The 26,440-nt window shown below is 55.7% G+C and carries 21 protein-coding genes, 1 tRNA gene and 1 pseudogene; 7 read left to right on the top strand and 16 right to left on the bottom strand.

Annotated elements, in window-relative coordinates:
• Nucleotides 1-37: 37 nt before the first annotated feature.
• Nucleotides 38-1,474 carry an MFS transporter gene (locus B2Q93_RS10600; RefSeq protein WP_286932867.1) on the top strand — a complete coding sequence of 479 codons (1,437 nt, stop codon included), beginning with the start codon at nt 38-40 and terminating at the stop codon, nt 1,472-1,474.
• Between the two features lie 79 nt (nt 1,475-1,553).
• On the top strand, nt 1,554-2,798 hold the full coding sequence (locus B2Q93_RS10595) for a mechanosensitive ion channel family protein (protein ID WP_286932865.1): 1,245 nt from the start codon (nt 1,554-1,556) through the stop codon (nt 2,796-2,798).
• A gap of 3 nt (nt 2,799-2,801) precedes the next feature.
• Here B2Q93_RS10595 and B2Q93_RS10590 read toward each other — a convergent pair whose 3' ends face one another.
• The 11 genes and pseudogenes from B2Q93_RS10590 to B2Q93_RS10540 all read right to left on the bottom strand — a co-directional run bounded on the left by B2Q93_RS10590 (nt 2,802) and on the right by B2Q93_RS10540 (nt 16,181).
• Nucleotides 2,802-3,782: a LacI family DNA-binding transcriptional regulator gene (locus B2Q93_RS10590; protein WP_286932863.1), complete on the bottom strand. Its 981-nt coding sequence runs from the start codon at nt 3,780-3,782 to the stop codon at nt 2,802-2,804.
• A 75-nt stretch (nt 3,783-3,857) separates the two neighbouring features.
• Nucleotides 3,858-5,000, bottom strand: a complete 1,143-nt coding sequence (locus B2Q93_RS10585; RefSeq protein WP_286932862.1) for a Gfo/Idh/MocA family protein — start codon at nt 4,998-5,000, stop codon at nt 3,858-3,860.
• Nucleotides 4,993-6,018 (bottom strand): sugar phosphate isomerase/epimerase family protein, encoded by a 1,026-nt coding sequence (locus B2Q93_RS10580; RefSeq protein ID WP_286932861.1) that lies wholly within the window; start codon nt 6,016-6,018, stop codon nt 4,993-4,995. The genes B2Q93_RS10585 and B2Q93_RS10580 overlap by 8 nt, the downstream gene beginning before the upstream one ends.
• A 14-nt stretch (nt 6,019-6,032) precedes the next feature.
• Entirely contained in the window at nt 6,033-7,271 is a 1,239-nt protein-coding gene (locus B2Q93_RS10575; RefSeq protein ID WP_286932859.1) for an MFS transporter, read from the bottom strand.
• Nucleotides 7,272-7,583: 312 nt separating this feature from the next.
• Nucleotides 7,584-8,972, bottom strand: coding sequence for a phenylalanine transporter (gene pheP / locus B2Q93_RS10570; RefSeq protein WP_040076723.1), 1,389 nt, complete (start codon nt 8,970-8,972; stop codon nt 7,584-7,586).
• A gap of 104 nt (nt 8,973-9,076) precedes the next feature.
• Nucleotides 9,077-11,050: a PhoX family protein gene (locus B2Q93_RS10565; protein ID WP_286932855.1), complete on the bottom strand. Its 1,974-nt coding sequence runs from the start codon at nt 11,048-11,050 to the stop codon at nt 9,077-9,079.
• 120 nt (nt 11,051-11,170) lie between these two features.
• Nucleotides 11,171-13,360: a TonB-dependent receptor gene (locus tag B2Q93_RS10560; protein ID WP_263617293.1), complete on the bottom strand. Its 2,190-nt coding sequence runs from the start codon at nt 13,358-13,360 to the stop codon at nt 11,171-11,173.
• 53 nt (nt 13,361-13,413) lie between these two features.
• Entirely contained in the window at nt 13,414-14,499 is a 1,086-nt protein-coding gene (locus tag B2Q93_RS10555) for a YncE family protein (RefSeq protein ID WP_286932852.1), read from the bottom strand.
• Between the two features lie 317 nt (nt 14,500-14,816).
• A pseudogene (yahO, locus tag B2Q93_RS10550) lies at nt 14,817-15,092 on the bottom strand (DUF1471 family periplasmic protein YahO).
• 309 nt (nt 15,093-15,401) lie between these two features.
• Nucleotides 15,402-15,857: a hypothetical protein gene (locus B2Q93_RS10545; protein ID WP_286932850.1), complete on the bottom strand. Its 456-nt coding sequence runs from the start codon at nt 15,855-15,857 to the stop codon at nt 15,402-15,404.
• 247 nt (nt 15,858-16,104) lie between these two features.
• Nucleotides 16,105-16,181 (bottom strand) — tRNA-Arg (locus B2Q93_RS10540).
• 275 nt (nt 16,182-16,456) lie between these two features.
• On the opposite strand from B2Q93_RS10540, the gene B2Q93_RS10535 reads away from it, so the two are divergent.
• From B2Q93_RS10535 to fimZ, 3 genes are all read left to right on the top strand, one after another.
• Complete coding sequence (locus B2Q93_RS10535; protein ID WP_349679652.1) at nt 16,457-17,164, top strand: EAL domain-containing protein; 708 nt, start codon at nt 16,457-16,459, stop codon at nt 17,162-17,164.
• Between the two features lie 26 nt (nt 17,165-17,190).
• Nucleotides 17,191-17,931: a DNA-binding response regulator gene (locus tag B2Q93_RS10530; RefSeq protein WP_286932848.1), complete on the top strand. Its 741-nt coding sequence runs from the start codon at nt 17,191-17,193 to the stop codon at nt 17,929-17,931.
• Nucleotides 17,932-18,665: 734 nt separating this feature from the next.
• Complete coding sequence (fimZ, locus tag B2Q93_RS10525; protein ID WP_040076822.1) at nt 18,666-19,298, top strand: fimbria biosynthesis transcriptional regulator FimZ; 633 nt, start codon at nt 18,666-18,668, stop codon at nt 19,296-19,298.
• Between the two features lie 48 nt (nt 19,299-19,346).
• On the opposite strand, the gene sfmF is transcribed toward fimZ, so the two are convergent.
• The 5 genes from sfmF to fimA form a co-directional block, all read right to left on the bottom strand.
• Complete coding sequence (gene sfmF / locus B2Q93_RS10520) at nt 19,347-19,868, bottom strand: fimbria assembly protein (protein ID WP_286809772.1); 522 nt, start codon at nt 19,866-19,868, stop codon at nt 19,347-19,349.
• Entirely contained in the window at nt 19,861-20,859 is a 999-nt protein-coding gene (gene fimH, locus B2Q93_RS10515; RefSeq protein WP_233801427.1) for a type 1 fimbria D-mannose specific adhesin FimH, read from the bottom strand. Before fimH ends, sfmF begins: the two co-directional genes overlap by 8 nt.
• A 19-nt stretch (nt 20,860-20,878) precedes the next feature.
• A complete protein-coding gene (locus tag B2Q93_RS10510; protein ID WP_286932846.1) occupies nt 20,879-23,443 on the bottom strand; it encodes a fimbrial biogenesis usher protein in 2,565 nt (854 codons plus the stop codon).
• A gap of 14 nt (nt 23,444-23,457) precedes the next feature.
• On the bottom strand, nt 23,458-24,123 hold the full coding sequence (gene fimC, locus B2Q93_RS10505; RefSeq protein WP_286933412.1) for a type 1 fimbria chaperone FimC: 666 nt from the start codon (nt 24,121-24,123) through the stop codon (nt 23,458-23,460).
• 225 nt (nt 24,124-24,348) lie between these two features.
• Nucleotides 24,349-24,912, bottom strand: a complete 564-nt coding sequence (gene fimA, locus B2Q93_RS10500; RefSeq protein ID WP_040076826.1) for a type 1 fimbrial major subunit FimA — start codon at nt 24,910-24,912, stop codon at nt 24,349-24,351.
• A 321-nt stretch (nt 24,913-25,233) separates the two neighbouring features.
• Between fimA and folD the strand changes: the two genes are divergently transcribed.
• Both folD and ybcJ read left to right on the top strand, forming a co-directional pair.
• A complete protein-coding gene (gene folD / locus B2Q93_RS10495; RefSeq protein WP_040076827.1) occupies nt 25,234-26,100 on the top strand; it encodes a bifunctional methylenetetrahydrofolate dehydrogenase/methenyltetrahydrofolate cyclohydrolase FolD in 867 nt (288 codons plus the stop codon).
• Between the two features lies 1 nt (nt 26,101).
• Nucleotides 26,102-26,314, top strand: coding sequence for a ribosome-associated protein YbcJ (ybcJ, locus tag B2Q93_RS10490; RefSeq protein ID WP_212476984.1), 213 nt, complete (start codon nt 26,102-26,104; stop codon nt 26,312-26,314).
• The last annotated feature ends 126 nt before the right edge of the window (nt 26,315-26,440 follow it).

Raw genomic sequence — 26,440 nt, 5'->3', positions numbered from 1 at the left:
GCTACGTCCCTCAGCTGTTACATGCAATGGAGTTACCATGAAAACCTCTGCCGTTTCACCGGGGCGCGCCGGCCTCATTTTACTGCTCACCGGCCAGATGTTGCCGCTGATTGACACCTCGATCACGAACGTCGCGCTGGACTCCATCACGCATTCGCTGCACGCCAGCGCGACCGAACTGGAGTTAATCGTCGCCCTGTATGGGGTCGCTTTCGCCGTCTGCCTGGCGCTCGGTAGCAAACTGGGGGATAACCTTGGTCGCCGTCGTCTGTTTATTACCGGGGTAGCGATATTCGGCCTGGCCTCACTGCTTTGCGGTATGGCAGGCAGCGTGTCGCAACTGCTGGCCGCCCGAGTGGTGCAGGGCGCAGGCGCGGCGCTGATCATGCCGCAGATCCTGGCCACCCTGCACGTCACGCTAAAAGGCAGCGCCCACGCGAAGGCCATTAGCCTGTTTGGCGGCATAGGGGGGATTGCTTTTATTGTCGGCCAGATGGGCGGCGGCTGGCTGGTGTCGGCAGATATTGCCGGGCTGGGCTGGCGTAATGCCTTCTTTATCAACGTGCCCATTTGCCTGCTGGTGCTGACGTTAAGCCGTCAGTACATCCCGGAGACGCATCGTGATATCCCGTCGCGCATCGACTGGCAAGGGACGGTGTTGCTGGCCGCGATCCTCTGTTGCCTGCTGTTCCCGATGGCGCTCGGCCCTCAGTGGCACTGGGCATGGCCGCTTAAGGTCGCGCTTATCGCCATCATCCCGCTGGCGGGATTGATGATTATCAGCGCCCGGAAAAAAGAGCGTGAGCAGGCACATCCGCTCATCCCCCCGCGCCTGATGCAGCTTCACAGTATTCGTTTTGGCGTACTGATTGCGATGCTGTTTTTCAGCGTCTGGTCCGGATTTATGTTCTGCATGGCGCTGACCATGCAGACCGGGCTGGGGATGGCGCCCTGGCAGTCGGGCAACAGCTTTATCGCCCTCGGGGTGACCTATTTTGTCTCGGCGTGGTTTGCCCCGCGCCTGATCGCCCGCTACAGCACAAGCACTATTCTGCTGATGGGGCTGGGGATTCAGATGGTCGGCCTGCTGGCCCTGATCGCGACCTTCCGTTACTGGGGGCTGCACAATACCGCCCTGACGCTGGCCCCCGCCACCGGGCTGGTGGGCTACGGCCAGGCGCTGATTGTGAACAGCTTTTATCGCATGGGGATGCGTGATATCGGACCGGACGACGCCGGCGCGGCCAGCGCCATTCTTAGCACCTTGCAACAGGCCGCGCTGGGGCTGGGCCCCGCTATATTTGGCGCGATCTTGTTGCACGCGCTGCAGACGCACGGGGGCGATTATGCCAGGGCAATTAACGTCTTCCTGCTGGTGGAAACGGCCATGATGGGAATACTTGCCGCGGCCACGCTCCGCCTGCGCCATCGCCTGAGTGCGACAGTCCCGGCGGGCTGCACCGCCGTGAAATAACCCTCTCCTGCATAACGTCGCGGTTTGCATAATAAATTCGCAGCCGTCATCATGTAGCCGCATCAATACAGGAGACGTTATGCAGGAATTCATTGCTCAGGTCGAAGAGTTAGGCATTGAAATTAATCACACCACCTCGCTGGTGATTATTTTTGGCATTATTTTTCTTACCGCCCTCATTATTCATCTTATTTTACACAAGCTGGTGCTGCGCATTTTCGAAAAACGGGCGCAGGCCAGCAGCCATTTATGGCTGCAGATTATTACCCAGAATAAATTATTTCACCGCTTAGCCTTTACCCTGCAGGGGATTATCGTCAACGTGCAGGCGGTGTTATGGCTGCAGCGTGGCAGCGAAGCGGCTGAAATACTCACCACCTGCGCAAAACTGTGGGTGATGGTATACGCCCTGCTCGCCTTCTTCTCCCTGCTGGATGTGATTTTCAACCTGTCGCAAAAGCTGGCGACCGCCTCGCAACTGCCGCTGAAAGGGATCTTCCAGGGTATTAAGTTAGTGAGCGCAATCCTGGTGGGGATCTTAATTATCTCGCTGCTGATTGGTCAGTCCCCCGCGATTCTGATAAGCGGTCTGGGCGCGATGGCCGCCGTGCTGATGTTGGTCTTTAAAGATCCGATTCTGGGGCTGGTCGCCGGGATCCAGCTCTCTGCCAATGACATGCTTAAGCTGGGCGACTGGCTGGAGATGCCGAAATATGGCGCGAATGGCACGGTCACCGACATTGGGCTGACCACAGTAAAAGTGCGCAATTTTGATAATACCATCACCACCATTCCGACCTGGGCCATGGTCTCCGATGCCTTTATCAACTGGAGCGGGATGTCCGCCTCCGGGGGGCGGCGTATTAAGCGCAGCCTGAACATTGATACCACCAGCATCCATTTTCTGGATGCCGGGGAGCAGCAGCAACTGATACAGGCGAAGTTACTGAAGCCCTATATGGCCGCACGCCATGAAGAGATTACGCTGTGGAATCAGGAGAACGGTGAGGGTGAATCGGTACTGAATCTGCGAAAGATGACCAATATTGGCACCTTCCGCGCCTATCTGAATGAATATCTGCGCAACCACCCGCGCATTCGCCAGGATATGACCTTAATGGTGCGTCAACTGGCACCGGAGGCGAACGGTCTGCCCATCGAGATATATGCGTTTACCAATACGGTGATTTGGGCAGAATACGAAGCTATTCAGGCCGATATTTTCGATCATATCTATGCCGTGATTGAGGAGTTTGGGCTGCGTATTCATCAGGCCCCTACCGGTAACGATATTCGTTCGCTGGCAGGCACCCTGACAAAATAACGATCAGGTACTGGCACGCTCAATATAGTGCCAGTCCATCATCACCCGCTCCGTGGGCGCATCGGGGTTGTCAATCTTGTTCAGCAGCAGTTCCACCGCCTTGCGCCCGATATCCCGCGAGGGTTGTTCGATGGTGCTGAGCGGTGGTGAGACCAGCCCGGCAAGCTCGGTGCCGTCGAAGCCGGTCACGGCGATATCGTCAGGTACCCGTAAACCCGCCTGCTCAATGGCGCGCAGCGCCCCGGCGGCAAGGGTATCGGAAACAGCAAAGACCGCATCCGGCCGGGTGGGCGCTGCCAGCAGCGCTTCCATCGCCGCCATGCCGGCCGCCGAACTCAGCTCGCTGGCATACTCCACCGCCTGATACTCCAGATCCCGCAGATGCAGCACGCTCTTATAACCGCGCTCGCGCAGGCGGGCATACTTGTAGCTGAGATCGTGGTTAATCAGGGCAATGCGCTGCCGGCCGGCGTCAGCCAGACGGCTGACCACGTGCTGTGACGCATCCACATCGTTAATACCGACGCAGGAAACCGCCCCGGCATCGGCATATTCGGCGCATTGCACCCAGGGTGCCTCGCCAATCAGCGCTGCCAGTTCGTTCAGGCGTGAGAACGCATCCATGGTAATGACACCGTCGACCATCTTGCCCGACAGCAGGCTCAGGCCCGAGCGTGAACGTTCAATATCCGAGCCGGAGTTACAGAGCAGAATGCGAAAACCGTTCTTTTCCGCCTCCTCTTCGATGCCCTTTACCACCTCGGCACAGAAAGGGTTTGCGATGTTCGAGACCATGACCAAAATCATGTAGCTGCGCGCAGTACGCAGCTGACGCGCCAGCAGGTTGGGCTGGTAATTGGCCTCTTTTATCGCCTGCAAGACGCGGTCGCGGTTTTTGGCTTTAACGGTATCGCTGTTATTAAGCACGCGCGAGACCGTCGCGACCGACACGCCCGCCAGCCGGGCGATTTTCTGAATGGACATAACAACGAGTGATCCTGCAGTTGAGATTCCCGGCAGGCTACCATAAATTCGCGGCCCGGCGTACCGGGCTGCGTGTTACACGGCGACTTTCACCCAGCGTTGCTGCTGATGGCTCTGCACAATGGCATCAATGATGTGCATCACATTGGCGCCGTCGTGGAAGGTGGCAAACAGCGGCTGCGCAGGCATGGCCCCGGCCTGAACGGCGCGATAGAACTGCGCCATCATGTTCTTGAAGGCATCCGGCCAGCCTTCAATATGCCCGCCGGGGAAGTGGGCGCTGTCGGCGGCGTCCGGGTGCATAAGGCCAGGGTCGTCGGTCAGCAGCTGGTTGGCCTCGGCGCGACGACCAATCCATAGCCGTTGCGGTACCTCCTGGTCCCAGGCCAGCGCGCACTCGCTGCCATTGATTTCAACGCTGAGGCGGTTTTTGCGCCCTGCGCTCACCTGCGAGACGCTGAAAGAGCCTTTACTGCCGTCGTCAAAGCGGAACAGCACCGAACCGAAATCCTCCGTGGTAACGGGTTTATCTTCATACTCCGCCTCGGCTGCGTGGCTGAAGGTCTGATTGCCGGCAACGTTCGCCTTACGGGTTGGCCAGACGATGGCGAGATCGGCCATCACCTCGGTAATGCGGCGGCCAGTGATAAACTGCACCGTATCGCACCAGTGAGAGCCGATATCCGCCACCGCGCGCGACGCGCCGCCGAGTGCGGCATCCACCCGCCAGTTGTAGTCGGTTTCCAGCAGCATCCAGTCCTGCAGATAGCTACCGTGGGCGGCAAAAAGCCGCCCGACAGTGCCGTCGCGCACCATGCTGGCCGCCTGGCGTACCATCGCAAACTGGCGATAGACAAAGCTCACCCCGTGGATCACCCCGGCCTGCTCCGCCAACGTCACCAGCTCCCGAGCCTCTTCCGGGGTCATGCACAGCGGCTTTTCTGAGAAGACGTGTTTACCCGCGCGCAGGATCTGGCGGTTGATCTCTGCATGCAGATGGTTTGGCGTGCAGTTATGCACCACGTGCAGATCCGGATGTGCCAGGAGCGCCTCCACGCTGGCGTAGGCGTGGGGAATATTCAGCGCCTGTGCTTTCTCCTGGGCCTGCGCAAACGACCCGTCGCAAAGCGCCACCACCTGCACGCAGCCGAGGCGGCGCAGCGCTTCAATGTGTGCCGGGCCGATAAAGCCGCTGCCGATAATGCCCACGTTAATCATCACTCTCTCCTGCAGCGAAATCATCAAAGGCGCGCGCCGAAACGGGGATGATATGCCGGGAGATAAACTCGCGGCCTTCCCGGGCGCCGGTGTCGCCATCCTTCAGGCAGCACTCCCACTCAAGCACCGCCCAGCCGTCATAATCGTACTGGGTTAGCTTGCTGAAGATGCCCTTGAAATCCACCTGCCCATCTCCCGGCGAGCGGAAGCGCCCGGCGCGGTTGATCCAGCTTTGATACCCGCCATAGACGCCGCTGCGTCCGTTCGGGCGGTACTCTGCATCCTTCACGTGGAACGCCTTGATGCGGGTATGGTAGTGATCGATAAAAGCCAGATAGTCCATCTGCTGCAACAACAGGTGGCTGGGATCGTAGAGGATGTTGCAGCGCGGGTGGTTATCCACCAGCGCCAGGAAGCGTTCAAAGGTCACCCCATCGTGCAGATCTTCCCCTGGGTGGATCTCGTAGCAGACATTGACCCCCTGCTCATCAAACGCATCCAGAATGGGGCGCCAGCGGCGCGCCAGTTCGCTGAAGGCATCGCGGAAGCGCGCCTCGTTGTGGGGCGGCCAGGGGTACATCCATGGCCAGGCCAGCGAGCCGGAAAAGGTGGCGTGGGCGGTGAGCCCGAGTCTGGCCGAGGCCATCGCCGCCTGTTTTAGCGTTTGGGTCGCCCACGCCTGACGCGCCCCGGCATTCCCCCGCACGGCCTGTGGTGCAAAGTGATCAAAGGCGTCATCGTAGACAGGATTAACGGCAATCAATTGCCCTTCCAGATGCGTGGACAGCTCGCTGACCTCCAGCCCAAACTCGGCCAGCTTTCCGCGGATTTCATCGCAGTAAGTCTGGCTGGCTGCCGCCTGCGCCACATCAAATATCGCCGGATGATTACAGGGGATTTGCAGCGCTTTGTAGCCCTTCTCCGCCGCCCAGCCTGCCAGCCCGTCCAGGGTGTTAAAGGGGGGGTGCCCCCCGATGAACTGCGACAGAAAAATACCCGGTCCTTTAATTGTCCTCATACCCCCTCCCGTTATTACGCCTTGTCATCTTCATATTTGAATGAGGCAAGGAAAATCAGTGCGATCGCGGCAGCGGCTACCGCCGGGATCCACCAGAATGTGACCCACGCCGCTGGCACGGGTTGACCCGCCACCAGGCGGTTATAGAGCGCGCCAGAGATCTGCGAGCCGAGCAGCATGCCGATACCGTAAGTGAACATCACGATCATGCTCTGCGCCTGCCCTTTTACCTTTTCACCCGCCACGCGGTCGGTGTAGATAAAGCCCACCACGAAGAAGAAGTCGTAACAGACGCCGTGCAGAAGAATGCCGAGATAGAGCAGGATCCGCCCCTCTTCACTGACCCCCAGCGCAAACATGGCATAGCGGACAAACCAGGCCAGCATGCCGATCAGCAGCATGTACTTCACCCCAAGACGGCGGAACAGCAGCGGGATCACCAGCATGAAGAAGATTTCGGACATCTGTCCGAAGGACATGGCGGTACTGACGTCGGCAATACCGGCGTCGGCCAGGTACGACGCGGTGTAGGCGTAGTAGGTCCCAAGGGGTACAGAGATCAGCATTGCGCACAGGGAGAAAATAAAGAAGTGACGCGTTTTCAGAAGCGCAAACGCATCGGCGCAGAAGAGGTCGCGCACCTTGACCGGTAGCCCTTTGGCGGGCGCAGGCGTATGCGGCAGCGTCAGGCTATAGAGCGCCAGCAGCACGGAGCTTACCGCCGCCACCTGGAAGATGGTGACGCTGGAGGCGACGCCCGTCACCCCGATAAAGATCCCCGCCACAATCCAGCCGATGGTGCCAAACACGCGTACCACCGGGAAAGTTTTATCGACGTTCGCCAGGCTATGGAAAGCAATGTTATTGGTTAAGGCAAGCGTAGGCATATAACAGAGCGTGTAGCCAAACAGCAGGCCAATTAACAGCGCGCCGTTTTCCGCCACCAGTGCCCCGGGGACGAACATCAGGATCACCGCCCCGGCGAGGTGCATCACCGCCATCACTTTTTGCGAGGCGAAGAAGCGGTCAACTAACATGCCGAGCACAAACGGCGACAAGATTGACGCAATAGGCCCCGCCGAGAATGCGTCACCGATGAGCAGTGACATATTGTGCTGGGTCATTACCAGGCCGAGCGTAACTGACCAGCTCCCCCAGATAAAAAATTGTAAGAACATCATCAGCGACAGGCGCGGCACCAGCATGCGGTGCTGGACTATCGCCTTTCCACGACTTTCAGTTGTTGACACCATGATCTGCCCCACCCTCAAAAGTAATCGATTACAAATTACATCAATTGGAAAGTAATCGATTACAAAAGAAAGATCATGGGGATCGAAGCAGAATTGGGAGAGGGGTCACGATAAAGGTTCTTATGCGCTAGCGCAGTGCGTAGCACCGATTTCGTTGCGGGGCCGCGGGGATTGACAAGGGGGACCCGACGGTCCCCCTTGTCACGTTCACGGGTGGTGCAATGCCATATTCTGCTGAACTTGAGGTGAACGGAACGATTCCACCGTGCCCGGCATGACACTCTAGGTTGCCACTGCCCTTAAACCCTGCCGTTACTTTTTACGCGACAGCTTAAACGCCACAAACAAAAACACCACCCACACCGGTAACAAAATGGCTGAGGTACGCATACCATCCATGGTGCACATCAGCACCAGGATCATCGCCAGGAAAGCGATACAGAGGTAGTTACCCGCCGGGTAAAGCAGGGCCTTAAACTGCGTTTCACGCCCTTTACGGCGCATCGCCGCGCGAAAACGCAGGTGTGCCAGGCAGATCATCACCCAGTTCAGCAGCAGCGTAGCGACCACCAGTGCCATCAGCAGGCCAAAGGCATCGTGCGGCAACAGGTAGTTAACCAGCACCACCAATGACGTAATCGCCCCGGAGAGGATCAGCGAGTTCACCGGTACGCCGCGACGGCTGACCCGGGTCAGGAATTTCGGCGCATTGCCCTGCACGGAGAGACCAAACAACATCCGGCTATTGGAGTAAACGCCGCTGTTATAAACCGACAGCGAGGCGACCAGGATAATAAAGTTCAGCGCAGAGGCCACAACGTTGCTGTTCAGATCGTGGAAAATCATCACGAACGGGCTGCTGTCCGATTTCACCTCTACCCACGGATAGAGTGCCAACAGCACCACCAGCGAACCGATATAAAACAGCAGAATACGGTAGACCACCTGGTTTACGGCTTTAGGGATGCTCTTGTGCGGATCCTGCGCTTCAGCGGCGGTGATACCAATCAGCTCCAGCCCGCCAAAGGAGAACATAATGACCGCCAGCGACAGAATCAGCCCTTTCCAGCCGGTCGCCAGGAAGCCCCCGTGCTGCCACAGGTTGTCGATCGATGCCCGTTCCCCGCCATGACCAGAGAACAGCAGCCAGATGCCAAAGCCGATCATGCCGACGATCGCCAACACCTTGATCAGCGCAAACCAGAACTCGGTTTCGCCATACAGGCGCACGTTCACCAGATTGACGGCATTGATGATGATGAAGAAGCCTGCGGCCCAGATCCAGGTCGGCACGTCCGGCAGCCAGTACTGCATATAGATGCCTGCCGCAGTGAGCTCAGCCATGCCCACCAGCACAAACATCACCCAGTAGTTCCAGCCGGAGAGGAAGCCGGCGAACGGGCCCCAGTATTTATAAGCAAAGTGGGCAAAGGAACCGGATACCGGCTCTTCCACCACCATCTCGCCGAGCTGGCGCATGATCAGAAAGGCGATAATCCCGGCGATAGCGTAGCCCAGCAGTACGGCTGGCCCGGCCATTTGAATTGCAGGTCCGATACCGAGAAAAAGGCCGGTACCGATAGCGCCCCCAAGGGCAATGAGTTGAATATGGCGATTTTGCAAACCACGATGCAGCGTCGGAGCCTGTTCCGACGAGGCTTCAGCAGCACCAGTGGCTGAAGCGGATGACGCGTCTTTCACGTCCTACCCCTGTCTCTTTCTAATAGAAGGGGCACCTTTTAACACTTCAGGCAGATGGGAGCAAGTGAATCGCCGGGCAGCGGACGCCGCCCGGCATGCAGAGGTTAAGATCCGATAATGCCGCCGTCCGCTTTGGTGATCACCACCGTCGAGGCGCGCGGGCGTCCATTCGGATTGGCATCGGGCCAGTTAGAGACGGCGCGCGGGTTGGCCGGGTCGGTAATATCATCCCCGCCCTCCCCCGGATGCTGAATATTGATAAACAGCGTGCGGTTATCTGGCGTAAAGGCGATACCGGTGATCTCACAGCCACGCGGTCCCGTCAGGAAACGTCGATAATCATTGGTGCCAGGAATGGTCGCCACCATCTGGTTGTTGCCCATCCCTTCGTACGCTTTCTTATTGATGGTACTGGAGGAGACATCGGTCTGGATCCAGAGCACTCCCTGATGATCGAAGGAGAGGCCGTCGGGGCTGCCGAACTCGGCCCCTTTCATCGTCCCTTTCGCGCGCGGATCGTCGCTCTGGGCGCGCCCCGCCAGCACCAGGATATCCCAGGCAAAACCCTGGGCGGCAGGATCGTTCCCGGCTTCCAGCCAGTGCATAATATGGCCGTACTGGTTATTCGCCCGCGGATTCGCCGCATCTGGTGCCGCCTTGCCCTCTTTCCCGCGATCGCTGTTATTGGTCAGCGTGCAATAGACGCTACCGCTGCTGTGTGGATCCACCGCGATCCACTCAGGACGATCCATTTTCGTCGCCCCTACCGCATCGGCGGCCAGTCGGGTTTTGATTAACAGATCGCCCTGGCTTTCAAAGCCCTTGTGCGCATCCAGACCGTTCTGCCCGTAGATCAGCGGGAGCCATTCGCCGCTGCCATCGTCGTTAAAGCGGGCCACGTAGAGCGTGCCCGTTTCCAGCAGACGCATGTTGGCATCGCGGTTCGCCGGGTCGTATTTGTTCTCTGAGATAAATTTATAGATATATTCGAATTTCTGATCGTCACCCATATAGACGACCGCCCGTCCGTCGGCCGCCAGCGTTACCGCGGCCCCCTCGTGCTTAAAGCGGCCCAGCGCGGTGTGTTTACGCGGCGTCGAGGTGGGATTATAGGGATCGATCTCGACCACCCAGCCAAAGCGGTTAGGTTCATTCGGGGTTTTATCAACGTTAAAACGGTCATCGACTTCATTCCAGCGGTAGGATTCATCGCTATCGCTAATGCCGTAGCGCTTTTCCAGCGCGTTATGATCGCCTTTTTTGACAAAAATATCTGACCAGTTCTCTTCACAGGTGAGATAGGTTCCCCAGGGCGTATGGCCGTTGGCGCAGTTTTGCATGGTGCCCAGCACCTGCTCACCCTGCGGATCGGCTGCCGTTTTCATCAACGGCTGGTGGCGCGCCGGGCCGGTAAGCTGCATCGGTGTATTAACCGTGATGCGCCGGGCGTAGCCGGAGGGGCGAACGACCTCCCAGCCGCTGTCCCCTTTTTTCACTTCGATGACCGACACGCCCATAGCGTTCTGCCCTTTGCGCGCTTTCTCAAAATTCCAGTTCGCCGCGCCGTCGGGGAACAGCATGCCGTTATCGATATACTCGTGGTTCATTGCCAGCAGGCCGTGAGCGGGGTTGTCTTGATTCTGCGGCAGACTGAACCACGCCATGCCGTCGTGGTGCATACCGGCCTGTACCGCCTGCTCCTCTGCCGTGTTGCTGGCATCCAGTTTAAAGGCGGGCATATTCCCCTGAATGCCGGTGGCGTCGCCCCAGCGGTAGAATGGCCGCGCAAGATACCCTTCGGGGACCCTGACGCTATCCTCTGTGGACACGGCGATGCTGGTAAAACCGAGTGAGACCGCTTTCGCCAGCGGTGAGGGCGTAGCAACTGCCGCAAAGGCTTGCTCAGGTTTAATCAGCAGGGGAAACGCGGCTGCGGCTCCGGCAACGGCACCCAACTGCAGAAGACGTCGGCGGGAGAGAAATATCTCCGCTACGCTGGAAAAGGCCGGGTTGGTAGAGGGATTACTGACATCGTCGCGATGTTCTTTTTTAAATACGGACTTAAGAGGTTTACCCACGATGGCTTCCTGTCATTGGCTCGAAAATAGCACGGTGGGAACACTATAAAAACTCCGCATGACAGTTTTATAACAGACGCAAGAATGGGGCATCCCTGCCCCGGATAACGAAGGTAAAACTTAGAACTCGTAGCCAACAGAGACTTTAAAGGTGCGCGGCTCACCCTGGTAGATATAGGTGCCGCTGTCGTCCGCACCCGCCCAGTAGTTTTCGTCGGTAACGTTTTCTACGCCGGCACGTACCGTCATCTGATTCTGATTATTGTTCAGCGCTACGCGGTAACGCACGCCCAGATCCAGTGTGGTGTAGCTATCCAGCTTTTTGGTGTTGGCGAGGTTGGCATACTGCGAGCCGGAGTGGTTTACACGCGCGATAGCGGTAAGCCCCTCGACCGGCTTGATGTCATACTCCGCGCCCAGCACGGCGTAGAAGTTTGGCACGCCGATGGCATCATTGCCCTGGTTAACGCCGCCGTTGGTTTTGGTCAGCTCGGCCTGTAGCCAGGTCGCACCGCCGTTCAGGCGCAGGCCCAGCATCGGCTCGCCAAAGACGCTCAGCTCTACGCCACGGTTACGCTGTTCGGCGTCCAGACCGTAGTGTTGGGTTACGCTGTCGAGCGTTGGGGTCGGCATTTTGATCTCAAACAGCGACAGGGAGCCGCCGATACGTCCGAAATCGGCTTTAACCCCCACTTCGTTCTGCTTAGAGTGCACGATGCCGGTGCTTTGCCCGTAGTTGCTGGCGGTGTTAGGTGCCGTTTTGCCCGGCTGCAGCGCTTCAGTGTGGTTGGCATAGAACGACAGCTCTTGCCACGGTTTATAGACCACCCCGTAAGTCGGCATCCAGCGGCTGCCGTCGAAGCCGTCGGCGGCGTTCTCCTGCCCGGTGATTTTATCGTAGCCGCGAATCACCACTTTCTGATGACGCGCCCCCACGGTGAAGAGCAGCGTATCATCCAGTACGCTCAGGGTGTCGCTCAGCAACCAGCCCTGCAGACGGGTACGTCCGCTTATACGCGGATCGGTGTAATTCCCCCCCTTTCCACCGGAGTCCGTGCTGACTGGAGGATTAACCGCATAAGGATGGTAAATATTGACGATCGGGTTATCCGCCAGCGCCGACATTTTCCAGGCGGTTTTGTCCGTTTTCGTCTGCGCCGAATAGCCCAGGTTCACGCTATGTGAAACAAAGCCTGTGTCAAACTGACCGCGAATCCCCGCCATCCCGCTCACGGAGTCGATGATGCGGTTCGTATCCAGGCGGCTGGCCTTCGCGGTGCCGTCTGCATCCAGCAGTCTTGGCGCGCTGTAGAGCCCCTGCTCGTGAGCATGCTGCGCCCCCAGGCCGGTGTAAGCCGTCCAGCTGTCGTTAATATCGTATTCGCTGCGCCACATGCCGAATTCATTCTCGATATCACTCCAGGCCCATTTCTGCGAATAGCTGCGATCGTTTTTCGGCAGCGAGGGGACAAAATCGACCACTGAAATGTTTAGACCGGTTGTGCCACCATGGAACGTTTTCTTTTGGTAGCCCATATCGACGGAGGTGCGGAAGCTATCGCCCTTGTAGTCCAGGCCCAGCGAGGCCAGGGTGGTACGGCGGCGATCGTTGTCGACGGGGCTATCCCCTTCACGGTGGACCAGATTAACGCGGGCGCCGAACTGATCGCTGTCGCCGAAGCGACGGCCCGCATCCAGGGTGGTGCCAATCTGCGCATCAGAGGTGTAATCCATCCCCAGTTTTACCTGCGGGATGTCACCGGCGTGTTTGGGTTCAAGGTTGATCATCCCGCCCACGCCCGAACTGGCCGCGCCGTTCATCAGGGCATTAGCCCCTTTGAAGATCTCGATACGATCGACCATCTGCGCGTCTACCACCTGGCGCGGCAGCACGCCAGAGAGGCCACCGAAGGTCATGTCATCGCCATCAAACTTCAGGCCACGAATGCGGAAGCTTTCCGCGTAGTTGCCATAGCCCTGCAGCGGCTGCACGCCCGCGTCGTTAGAAACTACATCGCCGATGGTGCGCGCCTGCTGATCTTCCACCAGCTTGGAGGTGTAGCTGATGATGTTAAAAGGCACGTCCATGGCGTTTTGCTGGCCGAGCATCCCCAGGCGTCCGCCGTTGGCGACCTGCCCATCCAGGAAGGCCGGCACCAGCTGATCGCCGCCGGGCTTGAACTCACCGGTTGGCGCGGCTTGCACCACAATGGTCTCTTCTTTGGGGTCAACGGCGGCCCAGGCGGAGTGGGTGACGGCGCCAATAGCCAGCGCCAGCAACGTTTTATTTAATTTTCTGGTGTTGTTCATGGTTAACTCGTTCAAATACGCGCAAAAAGGCCCGTTGCCGGGCCTGACTATTTTTATTTAAGAGAGATTCTGACGACGCTATCCGGCCCGCTGGTGGAGTGATCTTTGTTGAACGGCTGTTTGACGGTAACGTACAGGGTCTGGCCATCTTCAGAGAGCAGCAGGCTGTTCGGGTTCGGCGGCAGATCCCAGCTCTGCTTCACCGCATAGGTGGTCGCATCCAGGCTTAGTACTTTTCCTGCCTCACGCTGGGAGATGTAGAGCTCATTACGTTTGGCGTTAAATTTCACCGCCAGCGAATCGCCGACATCCAGCTGCTTAATCACCTTGCCGCTGTGGATATCCAGCACCAGCGTGGTTTTCGCTTTCGAGTTGTCGGTGACAAAGAGACGGCCTGTGGCCTTGTCTTCAGCGAAGTTCAGCAGCAACGCCGGTTTATCGCCCAGCGGTTTCCAGCGTTTTTCGATACGGTTGGTGTGCGGGTTAAGCACCAGGATCTCACCGCCGCCGTTAGCCACATAGATACGGTCGGTTTGCTCAGACCACAGCAGGCCTGTCACCCACTGACCGGCGTTCTTGATGGTCTTTTTCAGCTTCAGCGTTTTTGCATCCACAACCCAGACTACTGCCGGATCGGCGACACCGCCGATATAGAGGGTGCCTTTATGCAGCAAGACCTGACGCGCACCGTACGGATACCCCTCTTTATTGCGTTCGCTAAAGAGCAGGCGCTGTTTCACTTTGCCGTCGGCAGTGTCGATAGCGCTGATGCCGCCATCCAGCGAATTGGTGGTATAGACCGTTTTGCCATCGTCAGAGATCGCCAGCGCAAAGTTTTTCAGGTCGGTATGGCTGCGGCCGAGGGTTTTCAGCGTGGTGGGATCGAGCTTGTACACCACCCCACCCTGCACGTCTTTAAAGCCTTCAGCGCTGGCTACGTAGAGCGCATCGCCTTTCGGGCTGAGCACCATTTCATACAGCCCCTCTGCCAGCTCGCGTTTAACCACGCCGGTCTGGGCGGGCGCTGTCGCAGCGTCGGGAGTTTGTGCTACCGGTTTGGTGACGGCGGATTGCTGTGTGGCGCAGCCCGTCAGGGAGAGGGCAACGAATAGCGCCAGGGCGGAAAGTTTTTGGGTCATCAGGAACATCCTTTACCGTACAAATCGAATTTGAGGCGGATGTCTGCGTCGCATGAAAATGCGTTTATGGTTGTGATGTTGGGCTTACGCCCCTGCAGACTCCACCGTAACACTCAGTGTTCCTTGTGAGATCTGCGCTCACTCCTGCTGCGGAAAGATCCCTGTCACCCGCAAACACTAAAGAGAATGAGAACTATACTTATTATCCTTTCGTAATCAAGTGTAAATATGGACATCTCCCGACATAAAAGCCGAAGGGGGACATAAAGAGGGGAAGTGATTGAACACCACCCCGGTCTCCCGGGGCGGTGGAAGGGTTATTTTTTCTTGTAGATGTCGGCGGTGCCGTGGATTTTTTTATCGGTATTGCCGGAGGTCAGCACCAGCACATCAGCACCTTTCTCATCGGCTTTTTTGATCAGCTCTTCTTTTGCATCCGAAACCGCCGTTTCACCCGAGGTATTAACCGTACCGATTTTCTCGTATTGAGACTCGACCTAAGAGAAATCCTCTTTCGTCATAAGTTCTGCAGCAAAGGCGTTGGTGGTAAAGAAAAAAGCGGTTCCTAACAAAATAGCAGTCGTCTTTCTCATAACCTGATTCCTTTTGATTAATACAGGATCTACCTGACCTTGCGGCAGTGCGCAAAGTTTAAACAGCATGGGTGAGAAAGCGTACAAATTCCATGAGCTGGAACGCATTATTTATGACAGTGCGGGATGCAGGCTCTGTTTCTTTAACGGTAAGCGGCAGTTGCGTTCGGGCGAGCAGAGGTTAATGGTCTCAATCAGCCCGTACCGTGCAACGGGCATTTTGTATAGCGGGCAGCGGTTCATTACTTTAACGACGCGAATTAAAGAAGCGAAAGTAACGAAAACATTCCAGGCGGCGACTCTGCAGAGCTATAAGAAATTGGGGGCAACGCCAAACTTCGGCGTCTTAATATTCGCTGCCCACACTTTAATGTCATTCTGTAAGACGAGCGTAAAGTCTGATTTCAGGTTTTGAACCATCCCATTTACCCGCTCCGCATCAGTCACTGCAAAGTGTTCAATTTTTTGATTGTGTCCGATATTCACGCATTTGTAAGTTGCGGGAACTTCGTGTCCACTCACCTCGAAAGGCTTTTCAGGCGTATCACACCCACCTTCAGCGATGTAGGAAACAACCATGTTGGCGCCCGGATGACCCTGCTGTGAGATGCTAACCATAACCGGAAGCTCATCCGAGGTTTGCGTCATGCCGTAAAGTACCACCCCATCCGAATACCATGTGTTGTATTCCCGCTGGAGAGAAGCAGCCGAAGCACTTGAACTGATTACAACCAGAAATGAAAGGATACCAAGCCAGATTCTCATAAGCGTTTTCCATAACAAGTTTGCGTCCATTATTCAGAATGAACTTTCAACCGCAACTCATTAGGATTATTCCTACCAGTTCTGGCGGTGCTGTTTTACCCTAACCTTATGTTTCAGATTGATTAAACGCATAGTAACCGTATGAAGGCGTTTATTTCAGACATTGCTTTTTGATTTTGACGGCTGATGTCCCAACTCTGTCTCAGCATGACATTTGTGACGCGGGAGGTGAGTCTCTGATTCGAAATGGCACGCCCTGTAGGATTCGAACCTACGACCTACGGCTTAGAAGGCCGTTGCTCTATCCAACTGAGCTAAGGGCGCACTGAATGCGGGTACTACGCAGTGGTGAAACGCGTGGAATTATACGGTCAATAGCAGGTGAGTCAATGCCTTTCGGCGCGTTTGCCGCGCATCTCAGCAGATGTCTCTTTCCCCCTTAACAATACGTTTAAAATTTCAACATTTACTGGCGGATCAGCCAACTACGAAATAGCTTAGTCGACATTAAGTAACGCCCAGTTTTATCCCCCTCCGCCACCCGACACACTGTTCTGCGGTAACCCGGCGCCCTGGAAGCCGGTATAAAGGACAGTGAAGTGAGCTTAACCTCGTTTTTGGCCTCCCCTCCGCTAAAGAGTCCGTTGCAGTCTCTCCCCTGCGGCATCGTCGGCATGAAGCTGGAACCCATCGTCAACCTCGCCACATTTCACACTGTCGGTGTGGAAGTGCTGAGCCTTTTGTCGCCTGCCCTGCAAAGCGAGCCGTGGTTTCAACAACTCTCTGCGGAACAGGCGCTCGCCTTGCTACAAGTACAGTGCGAGACGCTCAAAAATCACCTTCCCTGGCACAACCTTTTCATCAACTTGCCGATAACCCTGCTGACAGAGGTGGATTTATTTCACCAGTTGCTGCCGCTACCCGGTCCGGGTGCGAATATTGAGATCGTTGAACCCGCTCAGCTTCTCTCCCTGCCCTGCACCTCACGCATCCGGGCGATAGAACATCTGCATCTTTTGTGCGGGCGTGGCTGCCGTATATGGCTCGATGACGTTGATGAAGCGCAAATCCACGGTTTCATCGACGCGCATTTACCTTTGAGCGGGATCAAGATCGATAAGATGGCGTTCTGGCGTCTGAAGACGACTCCCGCATTTTCATCCCTGGTAAACCTCTGCGCAACGCTTGCGCGAAACGTCCTTGTTGAAGGGATCGAATCACAAGAGGATTTAGCGCTTGCGCGTCAGGCGGGGGCCGGATTCGGCCAGGGATATTTATGGCCCTCCGTCGGCAGACGGCATGGCTAAAAGGAGGCTTGCCTGAGGGAACAACTATGCGCATGACCGTACGCCGTTACCGGCGACGTCGCACGGGAAGTGATTCGTTAGGTTTCGCACAGTCCCGTTTTAGCGCGCCTTTCTTTGATCGGCTGGTCTATCTCAGCCAGGCTATAAATCAAACGCGCAAACCTGAAGTTCCCTGGATGATCCTGGTCTCCCGCGATAACTATCTCTGCGCTGGGCTACAACGCAGCCCCCCACCGGTGAAGCATTGCCGCAGTTATGACACTCTGGACGAGGCCCTGGGCGCCAGTCAGCTCTGGCCCTCCGCCCGGCTGGTGATTGATATTGAAAGCGACATCGCGCCGTGGCTTGAACTCCTTGACGCCCTGCGCAGGATAACGCTCTACCCTCCCTATACCCCAGTCACTTTGCTGGTACGCGCTGATAACTACCCGGGCCGCCTGTTTTGCAAAACGGCGGGCCCGTTTCACGTCGTCGAACGCCAGCTTTGCGCTACCGCCTTGCCAGCGGCGTTGAATCCGCACGATATGCCGAAAGAGGGGTGGTTTTCAGCCAACGAGTGGAAACTGCTGTTCCCGTTATCGGGTGGACAATCTCTGAAGGAGATAGCACAGGAGAATAGCCAGCCCTATAGCCGCGTCGTTTACCGGCTTAGCCGCATCCTGAATAAGCTGGGGCTGAGTCATCGTCAGGAGCTCTTTCATCTACTGGGCCAGCTTCCAGCCTCGTCCAGTACGTTCGATCGCCCCTCTCTTCCTGGAGAATGTTAAGAAATGACGTAGATTATCTGGTTAAATTTTTGTTAAATAAAAACAAAAGAATAACAAATATAACTATTCCTAACGGCACCGCTCTGACGATGCTAAACACCAGAAATACGGCCAAAAAAGAATATTCGTCTGGTTACGACTGCGGGCTGTTTTGCGTAATTAATGTAATAGCAATGTAAACAAGGATTGGTTGTAGACGGGACGCTGGTTGCCGGGCAGGCGCGCAGCAGATATGGCTTTTGGTAGAAAAAATTTCTCTGAATGTTTCACATGAAGGTACAGCGCGGGCTGCGCACCCTCTTCGCTGACGATGCTGGGAATTTCAACTACGGAAGCCATCGCTCGATTATTAACATTTTGTCAACAATTGGCGAGATGTATTATTTTTTCCTGATACATTCACATGTTTCGCTGCCATTCTTCATCCAGGCAGGTTATTAACCCAATTTTAAAATAATAGTTTTTCCTCTCCAGAACATCATATTAGGCAAGCCATTAACAATCATTTACCTGCTTTTCGGATAAAACGTAGCGGGTATAATAAGACCTATAAGATCAATTTCCTGAATAATATCTCACGCTGTGGTGAGCTTGTATTTTATTCATAATAAAGAGGTGCCCTGAACATCACTATGCCAGTATGGCAGTGATGACTTTTTAACGACGACCCCCGCATAAGGATGTGCAAAATATCCTTCCGACTTACCCACGCTTTAAACATCTGAGGCATAACAATGAAACCGGCATCCGTAATCATTATGGACGAACATCCTATCGTCAGAATGTCGATAGAGGTCCTGCTACAGAAAAATAAAAATATTGAGATTACACTCAAGTCAGGGGATTGCCATGAGACGCTTGAGTATCTTCGGAATCACCCTGTCGATCTTGTCATCCTCGACATTGAGCTCCCCGGCGCGGATGGCTTTTCTTTACTGAAAAGAATCAAAGATATAAACAAAGATATAAAGGTACTCTTTTTATCTTCAAAATCAGAGGCGTTCTACGCCGGGCGAGCTTTAGCTGCCGGCGCCAACGGTTTTGTGAGTAAACGTAAAGATTTAAATGATATCTATAACGCCGTAGAAATGATTTTATCAGGTTACTCCTTTTTCCCGGCGGAGACGTTAAATTTTATAAATCATTTCAAGTCCAGACGGGGCAAATTCAGCGACATGCCTTTATCCAATCGCGAGGTAACCGTTTTACGCTACCTTGCCAATGGTATGACTAATAAAGAAATTGCCGAGCAAATGATGTTAAGTAACAAAACCATCAGCGCCCACAAATCGAATATTTACGCTAAACTCGGCGTGCAGAGCATTGTCGAATTAATTGATTACGCAAAAATGCACGAATTACTGTAATTACTGTTGCGCTCTGCCGCGTAGAGACGGCAGGGCCTGGCAACGGTATTAGTAATAATTGATAACAAAAGTCGCATCGGCATCGGCACGCCCCGGCTGCGGGTCATTGGCCGTGGCAATGTAATTAGCATAAAACTGCAAAACGGCATGCCCCTGCGCATCCACTTTCACCTCATGGCTGGCCTGCTGCAATGGCAAACGCGTTTTATCCTGATTGCGGATCTCAATGGCAACATTGCTGGCATGACTAGCCTCATTGAGTGCGAGCAGTTCGCTATCTTGTGCATTGGCTTTGCCGGTGAAGGTTAACGATGCCGCGCCCGGCGGACAGCCCTCCAGTTTCAAACTAAAGGGTACCGCCGGGGTTCGGCTGCCCGTCGTACTCAGCTGTTTAGTCGACCAGCGCCCCAGCGGCACGGATTTGACGCTGTCGCCCACCTCTGCCACGCAGGTAAAATCCACGATGGTGCCAGAGAGTTTGATATTCACCTGACCGAGGGAGTTACTGGCACTGGCGAAACCCTGCGTTAATAATGTGACCAGGACGATCAGAGGTTTTATCTTATTCATAATCCACGCGTAGATAGCCCAACGAGGTAAATTTCCCTTCCGCCGGTTTAATGCCGGTAATGCTCACCGGCCAGGCGCGAATAGCCACTGACGCCTCGGCGTTATCATCCAGGCGGAACGGGATCTTGCTTGCCAGCGTATTTGGCGTAAGCGGCGTGCCGCCCTCCGTCGCCACGACAAAACCCAGATCCGGGTTATCGGAGACCAGCGCATTGCCCGCCACCTTATCCGCTTCAATACGCATGGTCAGCGCGGCTTGCGCCTCGACGTTAGTGCATTTGATGGCAATGGTTTTACTCTGGGGCGAAATTTTCTGCGGACGATTTCCTGCCCCCGCCTCGCTAAAGAGGGAGGCCGCCATCTCTTTGAAATCAAACTCCACAATCGAGCCGGCGTTCAACATACAGCTTTGCGGCACTTGTATGGTTCCGCTGTAGCTAATGGTATACACCGGCGTGGTTAAGGGATCGCCCTTCGCGGTGGTGACGTAAACCCGAAACATGGTCTGACGTGGGATGACCACCAGGTTAATGAACCGCCGGGTCACCTTCAGACGAAAAATCAGCTTCGAGTCCGTCACCGGGAAGGCTTTCTGTTTTGGCACGTTGGGGTGCTGTCCCATCTGGATGAAATTAGCGGGCGGATAGAAAGTGCCGGCAAAATCATCGTGTATCTGCATGGCCCCCTCCAGATAATCGTTCAGTTTTACGTACTGGTAATTATCCTCCACGCTGGTGACAGGCAGATCGGTCACATAACTTCGCATTGTCGATTTACCGGTGGTGCCCTTCGGGCAGATAGCATTCACCCCCACCAGCCCGGATTTTTGGGAAAGCGTGATGATCTGGCCTGGTTTGTTATTGGCGCTGTTAAAGACATCCGAGAGGTCATACGAGATATCTTTCGCCCCGCCGTCCACGTTTTGACACACGGTTGCCCTGGCCGGGAGGGCACTCAGCGCCAGCAGGCCACTTAACACCGCCCCGGCAATGGCGCGCCGAGATTGCCCTTTATGGTTCACACTCCACCTCCGCCAGAGTGATATTCCTTTCCTGACTATCGTCAGGCAGCCGGTACTGTGCCCGGCACTGAGACTGCGCATAGCGCCCCCACTGAATCATTAACTCTCCCACCAGCGGCAATCCGCTAAGGTAAATTTGTCCATCATCACCCACCATGCTGGTGATACCGCTTTGGTTCTCACGCACCAGCGCGCCGAAGGGCACCGGTTTGCCGGATCGCGTTACGGTCATTAACGCGCGCACGCCAATGCGGGTATCAAAGCTGGCCCGCACCAGTGCCCCCCGGGTCGGCACTACGCTGCTTACGTTGTTTTCAATATCGATACTGTTACCCATAGAATTGGTGTCCAGCGCGACGCGGTTATAGCGATACACGGTGGCGTAAGGCATAACGGCGTAGCCACGCCAGTCGGTTTTTACCCCGGTCTGGTTTTCAATGCTGACGCCCGATGCGCCCGGCGCTTTGATCAGAACGTTGGTGTCCCCCAGCGGCTGGCTCAGGGTAATACCGTCGGCATGACCCACCACGCCGCCCGCCAGCTGCCAGTTCCAGTCGCGTTTTTCGCGGTTGGTGTTATACCCCGCGCCCAGGTTCCCCCAGGCTGCCTGCCAGTTCGCGCTGGCACTGCCGCTTGCGCCTCCACTGCTGGAGTGCCCCTGAATCACGCTGTAATTCAGGTTCTTATCCTTAAGCAACGTGCCGCTCACGCCCGTTTGCCAGCTGCTTTGCCCGTCACTGTTGCGGCTGGCGGAGGCGGTCGCCCACGCGCGTTCAAGGGCGTTATCGCGACGGTAGCCTCTGCCCATAAAGATCGAGAAAGGCACGCTGACGTTAAAAGAGGCAATCCTGTCAGTGCCTTCAATGCCCGCCGCCCGGCTCCAGGCCCAGGTAAAGGCGTAGCTGATCCCCTGCATCCCACCCGCATAGCCGAGTTGATACCAGGTGTTAGTTTCTGAGGTGTCCCAGTAGCTTTGCTCGCTGCCGGACAGATAGACCGATCCCCACTCCCCCAGTGACTGGGAGATATTGAGCTGGATACGCCCCTTTTTGCTCCACGCCAGGTTGTGATAGCTCTGCACATCCGGCACGCCGTCCTTCGTCAGGCTTTCGCCATACTGGTAACCCTCCATCGATTTCCAGGCAGTATCATCCAGGGTGTAAAACCCTTTAGTGGAGTAGCGATAGCCCAGCAGCTGGAAATTTGTGCCATAGCCGTTCAATGATTTGGCATAGAGAAAGCGCAGGGACTGGCCCTGATGATGACTCTCGTCGGCAAGCTGGCTACGGGCATGCGTAACATCGATCGAGACCGCTCCCCACTCCCCCAGATTCTTGCCCGCCCCCAGCGCCAGAGCGCTATAACGTGCGGCAACCTGCGCGCCACCGTAGAGGGTATAACCGTCGCGCAGACCTGCGAGCAGCGTGCCCTGCGCAAATACCGGCCTATCCTGCCCCTGATTACCGCTGCGGTAGGCGCCGGCGACCAGGTCAAACTTTCGTCTCCCTTCGCGTTGCAACAGAGGGACCGTGGAATAGGGCACGCTATAGCGTTGGACGCTTCCCTCCTTTTCCTCCACCGTCACCTCCAGATCGCCGCTCGATGAGGTGGGATTGAGATCGGTAATGGCAAAGGCGCCGGGCTGAACGTAACTTTGATAAATGACATATCCGTTCTGACGGATGACAACTTTGGCCGGGGTCCTGGCGATACCGCGCACGGTGGGGGCGTAGCCCTGCATACTGTCCGGGTACATGCTGTCTGCAGCGTAAAGTCGCCCCCCACGAAAACCGATACTGTCGAAGACGTCGTTACCCGTATTGCTGTCTCCCAGCACCAGCTCGCTTTTTAGCGGCACCAGCGTACGCTGCGCCCAGGTTCCAATATTTTGCCATTCGCTGTGCCGCGTTCCGTTGCTGCGGGTATAGCGCCACGCCCCGGTATTACGTAATCGCCAGGCCCCATAGTTCATCCCGCTTTGTAGATTGAGGTAATAGCTGTCGTCGTCGCTACCGCGATTGCCACTGAAGCTGTAATTCAACAATGCCGCCGGAATACCGTTATCCCACTGCTCAGGAGAGATGTATCCCCGCGCGCTGTTTTGCATTGCCACCTGCGGCAGGCTTACGTCCAGCCGCTGCGCGGCGAAATTAAAGATGATCTGACTTCCCGCAATCACCTGGGTCAGCGGAACACAGTGTTCTGCTTCCGCGCCGGCGAGTGTCGGAAATGCCGCAAGGTTTACACCAAACCGCTCCAGCAGCGCGCGCGTGATACAGGGCGCCAGCCCTCCCGCCACGGTGGGAACCGGTTCAGACGCGCTCTCAAAGCGGATATCCTGCGTCCCAATAAAGGCCTCATTGAGCCAAATATCGACCCGATAGAGGCCCGGAGCCTGCTGATAACCTTGCTCAAAGCGCGATAAATCGGCGACGTCTGCCGCGCTATCGGATAAAAATGCCGGGTTAAAGTAGCTTTCGCCCCGCCCCGTCTGCGGCCAGTTGACGATTAAGGCCAGTGCGATGAGACCAGGCAGCCCTCGCTGAGTGTGCATGATTCGAACCAGGCTCAAAGATTGACGCTACGCGCGGGAGTTATCGCGCCATAATCATTCACGCTTTGCCAGCTCAGCATGTTGCCGGCACCGGACGGAAGGTACTGTTGTGCCGACTGCCCTGGCGCAATCATCAGATTCTCTACTCTCTGTTCGCCGAGGCGTAGATTGACCAGCGTGATGTAATAGGGTGAGGCATTACTGACTTTGAGTTGGTTACCCACCCGTTCAAAGTGCAGATGTGACAGCGCCTCATCGGGCTGCATGGCGAGATTGCCCGGCCTGACAAAGACCTTGATGCGAGACAGCACCGCCAGTTGCAGGACGTTTTTTCCCTCAATGCTGGCTTTATTAACCGACGGAATCGCCTTCACGTTCAGATAAAACAGCGACTCACGATCCTTCGCAAGCGCAGGGCCCGCATAGATTATGCGCAAGGTATTTTCGCTATCCGGCTCGCTGACGAACAGCGGAGGCGTGACGGCAAACGATTTTTCTTTTGTTCCCTGCTCATTTTCAATCCAGGCATTAATTAAATAACGTTCCTGTTTGTGGCTGTTGGTAATAGCCAGTGAAGTCTGTTTCGCTTCGGCAGGATAAATAACCCGAGTCGCACCCAGTGCAATTCCACCTGCAGCGTATGTCGGCAGCGATACCAGTAGACAGAATAAAAATACGATGAACCCTGGTTTAAAAAATACATATTTCACAGCGGAGCCTATAATTATTTATTCGCAGGTATGTCAGGCACGAGTGGCTGCAGTCGGAGCTAAAAATAGCCAGCCCACGCCACTGCACTCAATAGTAAGGAGCAACCCAAATCATGCTCCTTAGCGTTCATTCTGATACTCAATCCAGACAGTCGGGCCTCCTCCCTGAGACCTTCATCCTCCCTGCTGTCAGGCTTATTCGTATTTAACGACGAAGGTCGCGTCAGCGTTGGCCTGACCCGGCTCGGTAGTTGCCGCCGTGGCTTTATAGCGCGCGGCAAAGTTCAGGGTATTGGTCCCTTTGATCAGTGCCTGGGTTGCCGAGAAGCTGGCGCCATCCGGTGTCAGCGTGGTGGATTGACTGTCGAGAATTTCAATCCCAACCCCTTTTGCAGCGGTGTCATTACTGCCGGAGGAGACGGCCAGCAGGGTTTTATCGGTGGCATCAACCTGGCCGGTAAAGGCCACGGCGGCCGTCGTCGCTACGGTCGGATCGCAATCATTCAGCTCAATAGTGAAGGGAACATTGCTGGTGGTATCACCGACTTTGGTGAACTTCGCCGTACGATACTGGCCCAGGTTGACCGTCTGGTTTGACGATTCGGTATTCACTGCACAGGCGGCATTCACTAATTCACCCGTAAAATGAACTGTGCCACCATTTACAGATACTGGTGTTTTCGTCTCTTCTGCCTGAACAGTTCCAGCAAAAAAGGTCAGCGAAGCAATTACAACAGATGCAGCATAGGTTATTTTCATGTCTATTCCTTTAAAATATAAAATACCCTTCCCAACAGATAGCGGGAATAAATTAGGCATTCAATATGAGGATTGAACGCTTATTTTTGGCAACGCTAAAGTAGCCTTTTGAGGCATATTTAAATATGCCCAAACGCTGTAATTGGCCCAGGTCTGGTCTTAATCATCCCTAAGAAAAAAACCGTACAAAACGCAGGGACTGAATGGCTCAGCCGGGAGGTGATCAGGAAATCTCGCAATGGGTGACTGACAGCAGCGCTCGCTTCTGACAAAATATAGGCAATCCCCCCTTTAAACCTTACAGATGGAATCCTCTCTCTGATGGCAGCACAGATTATTGACGGTAAAACGATTGCGCAGCAGGTGCGCTCTGAGGTCGCGGAAAAAGTGAAGGCGCGTACAGCGGCCGGAAAACGCGCCCCCGGACTGGCTGTTGTGCTGGTCGGCAGTAACCCGGCATCCCAGATTTATGTCGGCAGCAAACGCAAGGCGTGCGAAGAGGTGGGCTTTGTCTCCCGCTCTTATGATCTGCCGGAAACCACCAGCGAAGCAGAGCTGCTGGAGCTGATCGACACCCTGAACGCTGATAAAGAGATCGACGGCATTCTGGTTCAGCTGCCGCTGCCTGCAGGCATCGACAACGTGAAGGTTCTGGAGCGTATCGCACCCGATAAAGACGTGGACGGTTTCCATCCGTATAACGTTGGTCGCCTGTGCCAGCGCGCGCCGCGTCTGCGTCCTTGCACGCCACGCGGTATCGTTACCCTGCTTGAGCGCTATAACATTGATACCTACGGTCTGAACGCCGTGGTGATTGGCGCCTCGAATATCGTTGGCCGCCCGATGAGCATGGAGCTGCTGCTGGCTGGCTGTACCACGACCGTTACCCACCGCTTTACCAAAAATCTGCGTCAACACGTTGAAAACGCGGATCTGCTGATCGTCGCCGTCGGCAAGCCTGGCTTCATTCCCGGTGAGTGGATTAAAGAAGGTGCGATTGTGGTGGACGTAGGCATTAACCGTCTCGAGAGCGGCAAAGTCGTGGGCGATGTGGTTTATGAGGATGCTGCCGCGCGCGCCTCTTACATCACCCCGGTGCCGGGCGGCGTAGGCCCGATGACGGTAGCAACACTGATTCAAAATACTTTGCAAGCATGCGAAGAGTATCACGACGTAGAGGAAGCGTAAGATGGCCACTTTTTCATTAGGTAAACACCCACACGTAGAGCTGTGCGATCTCCTGAAGCTGGAGGGCTGGAGCGAGAGCGGCGCGCAGGCCAAGATCGTCATTGCTGAAGGTCTGGTTACGGTAGATGGTGCGGTGGAAACCCGCAAACGCTGCAAGATTGTTGCGGGACAGACCGTGAGTTTTGCAGGCCATAGCGTGACTGTTACCGCCTGAGGCGTGTGATGCCCGGTGGCGCGACGCTTACCGAGCCTAAATACTGAGTGTATATTTCCCCTCACCCCGGCCCTCTCCCCAAAGGGGCGAGGGAGAAAACCGCACCGGGCAGCCCCCTCTCCCATC

The sequence above is a fragment of the Leclercia sp. UBA5958 genome, assembly GCF_002430365.1.
Lineage (GTDB): Bacteria > Pseudomonadota > Gammaproteobacteria > Enterobacterales > Enterobacteriaceae > Enterobacter > Enterobacter pneumoniae.
Note: the sequence above shows the minus strand (reverse complement) of the source record. Positions and strands in the feature narration are given on the sequence as shown.

Bases quoted from the DNA above. Each gene is read 5' to 3' on its own strand.
- B2Q93_RS10600 (WP_286932867.1), top strand. From the start codon at position 38: ATGAAAACCTCTGCCGTTTCACCGGGGCGCGCCGGCCTCATTTTACTG.
- B2Q93_RS10595 (WP_286932865.1), top strand. From the start codon at position 1,554: ATGCAGGAATTCATTGCTCAGGTCGAAGAGTTAGGCATTGAAATTAAT.
- B2Q93_RS10590 (WP_286932863.1), bottom strand. From the start codon at position 3,782: ATGTCCATTCAGAAAATCGCCCGGCTGGCGGGCGTGTCGGTCGCGACG.
- B2Q93_RS10585 (WP_286932862.1), bottom strand. From the start codon at position 5,000: ATGATTAACGTGGGCATTATCGGCAGCGGCTTTATCGGCCCGGCACAC.
- B2Q93_RS10580 (WP_286932861.1), bottom strand. From the start codon at position 6,018: ATGAGGACAATTAAAGGACCGGGTATTTTTCTGTCGCAGTTCATCGGG.
- B2Q93_RS10575 (WP_286932859.1), bottom strand. From the start codon at position 7,271: ATGGTGTCAACAACTGAAAGTCGTGGAAAGGCGATAGTCCAGCACCGC.
- B2Q93_RS10560 (WP_263617293.1), bottom strand. From the start codon at position 13,360: ATGAACAACACCAGAAAATTAAATAAAACGTTGCTGGCGCTGGCTATT.
- B2Q93_RS10555 (WP_286932852.1), bottom strand. From the start codon at position 14,499: ATGACCCAAAAACTTTCCGCCCTGGCGCTATTCGTTGCCCTCTCCCTG.
- B2Q93_RS10545 (WP_286932850.1), bottom strand. From the start codon at position 15,857: ATGAGAATCTGGCTTGGTATCCTTTCATTTCTGGTTGTAATCAGTTCA.
- B2Q93_RS10530 (WP_286932848.1), top strand. From the start codon at position 17,191: ATGCGCATGACCGTACGCCGTTACCGGCGACGTCGCACGGGAAGTGAT.
- fimZ (WP_040076822.1), top strand. From the start codon at position 18,666: ATGAAACCGGCATCCGTAATCATTATGGACGAACATCCTATCGTCAGA.
- sfmF (WP_286809772.1), bottom strand. From the start codon at position 19,868: ATGAATAAGATAAAACCTCTGATCGTCCTGGTCACATTATTAACGCAG.
- B2Q93_RS10510 (WP_286932846.1), bottom strand. From the start codon at position 23,443: ATGCACACTCAGCGAGGGCTGCCTGGTCTCATCGCACTGGCCTTAATC.
- fimA (WP_040076826.1), bottom strand. From the start codon at position 24,912: ATGAAAATAACCTATGCTGCATCTGTTGTAATTGCTTCGCTGACCTTT.
- folD (WP_040076827.1), top strand. From the start codon at position 25,234: ATGGCAGCACAGATTATTGACGGTAAAACGATTGCGCAGCAGGTGCGC.
- ybcJ (WP_212476984.1), top strand. From the start codon at position 26,102: ATGGCCACTTTTTCATTAGGTAAACACCCACACGTAGAGCTGTGCGAT.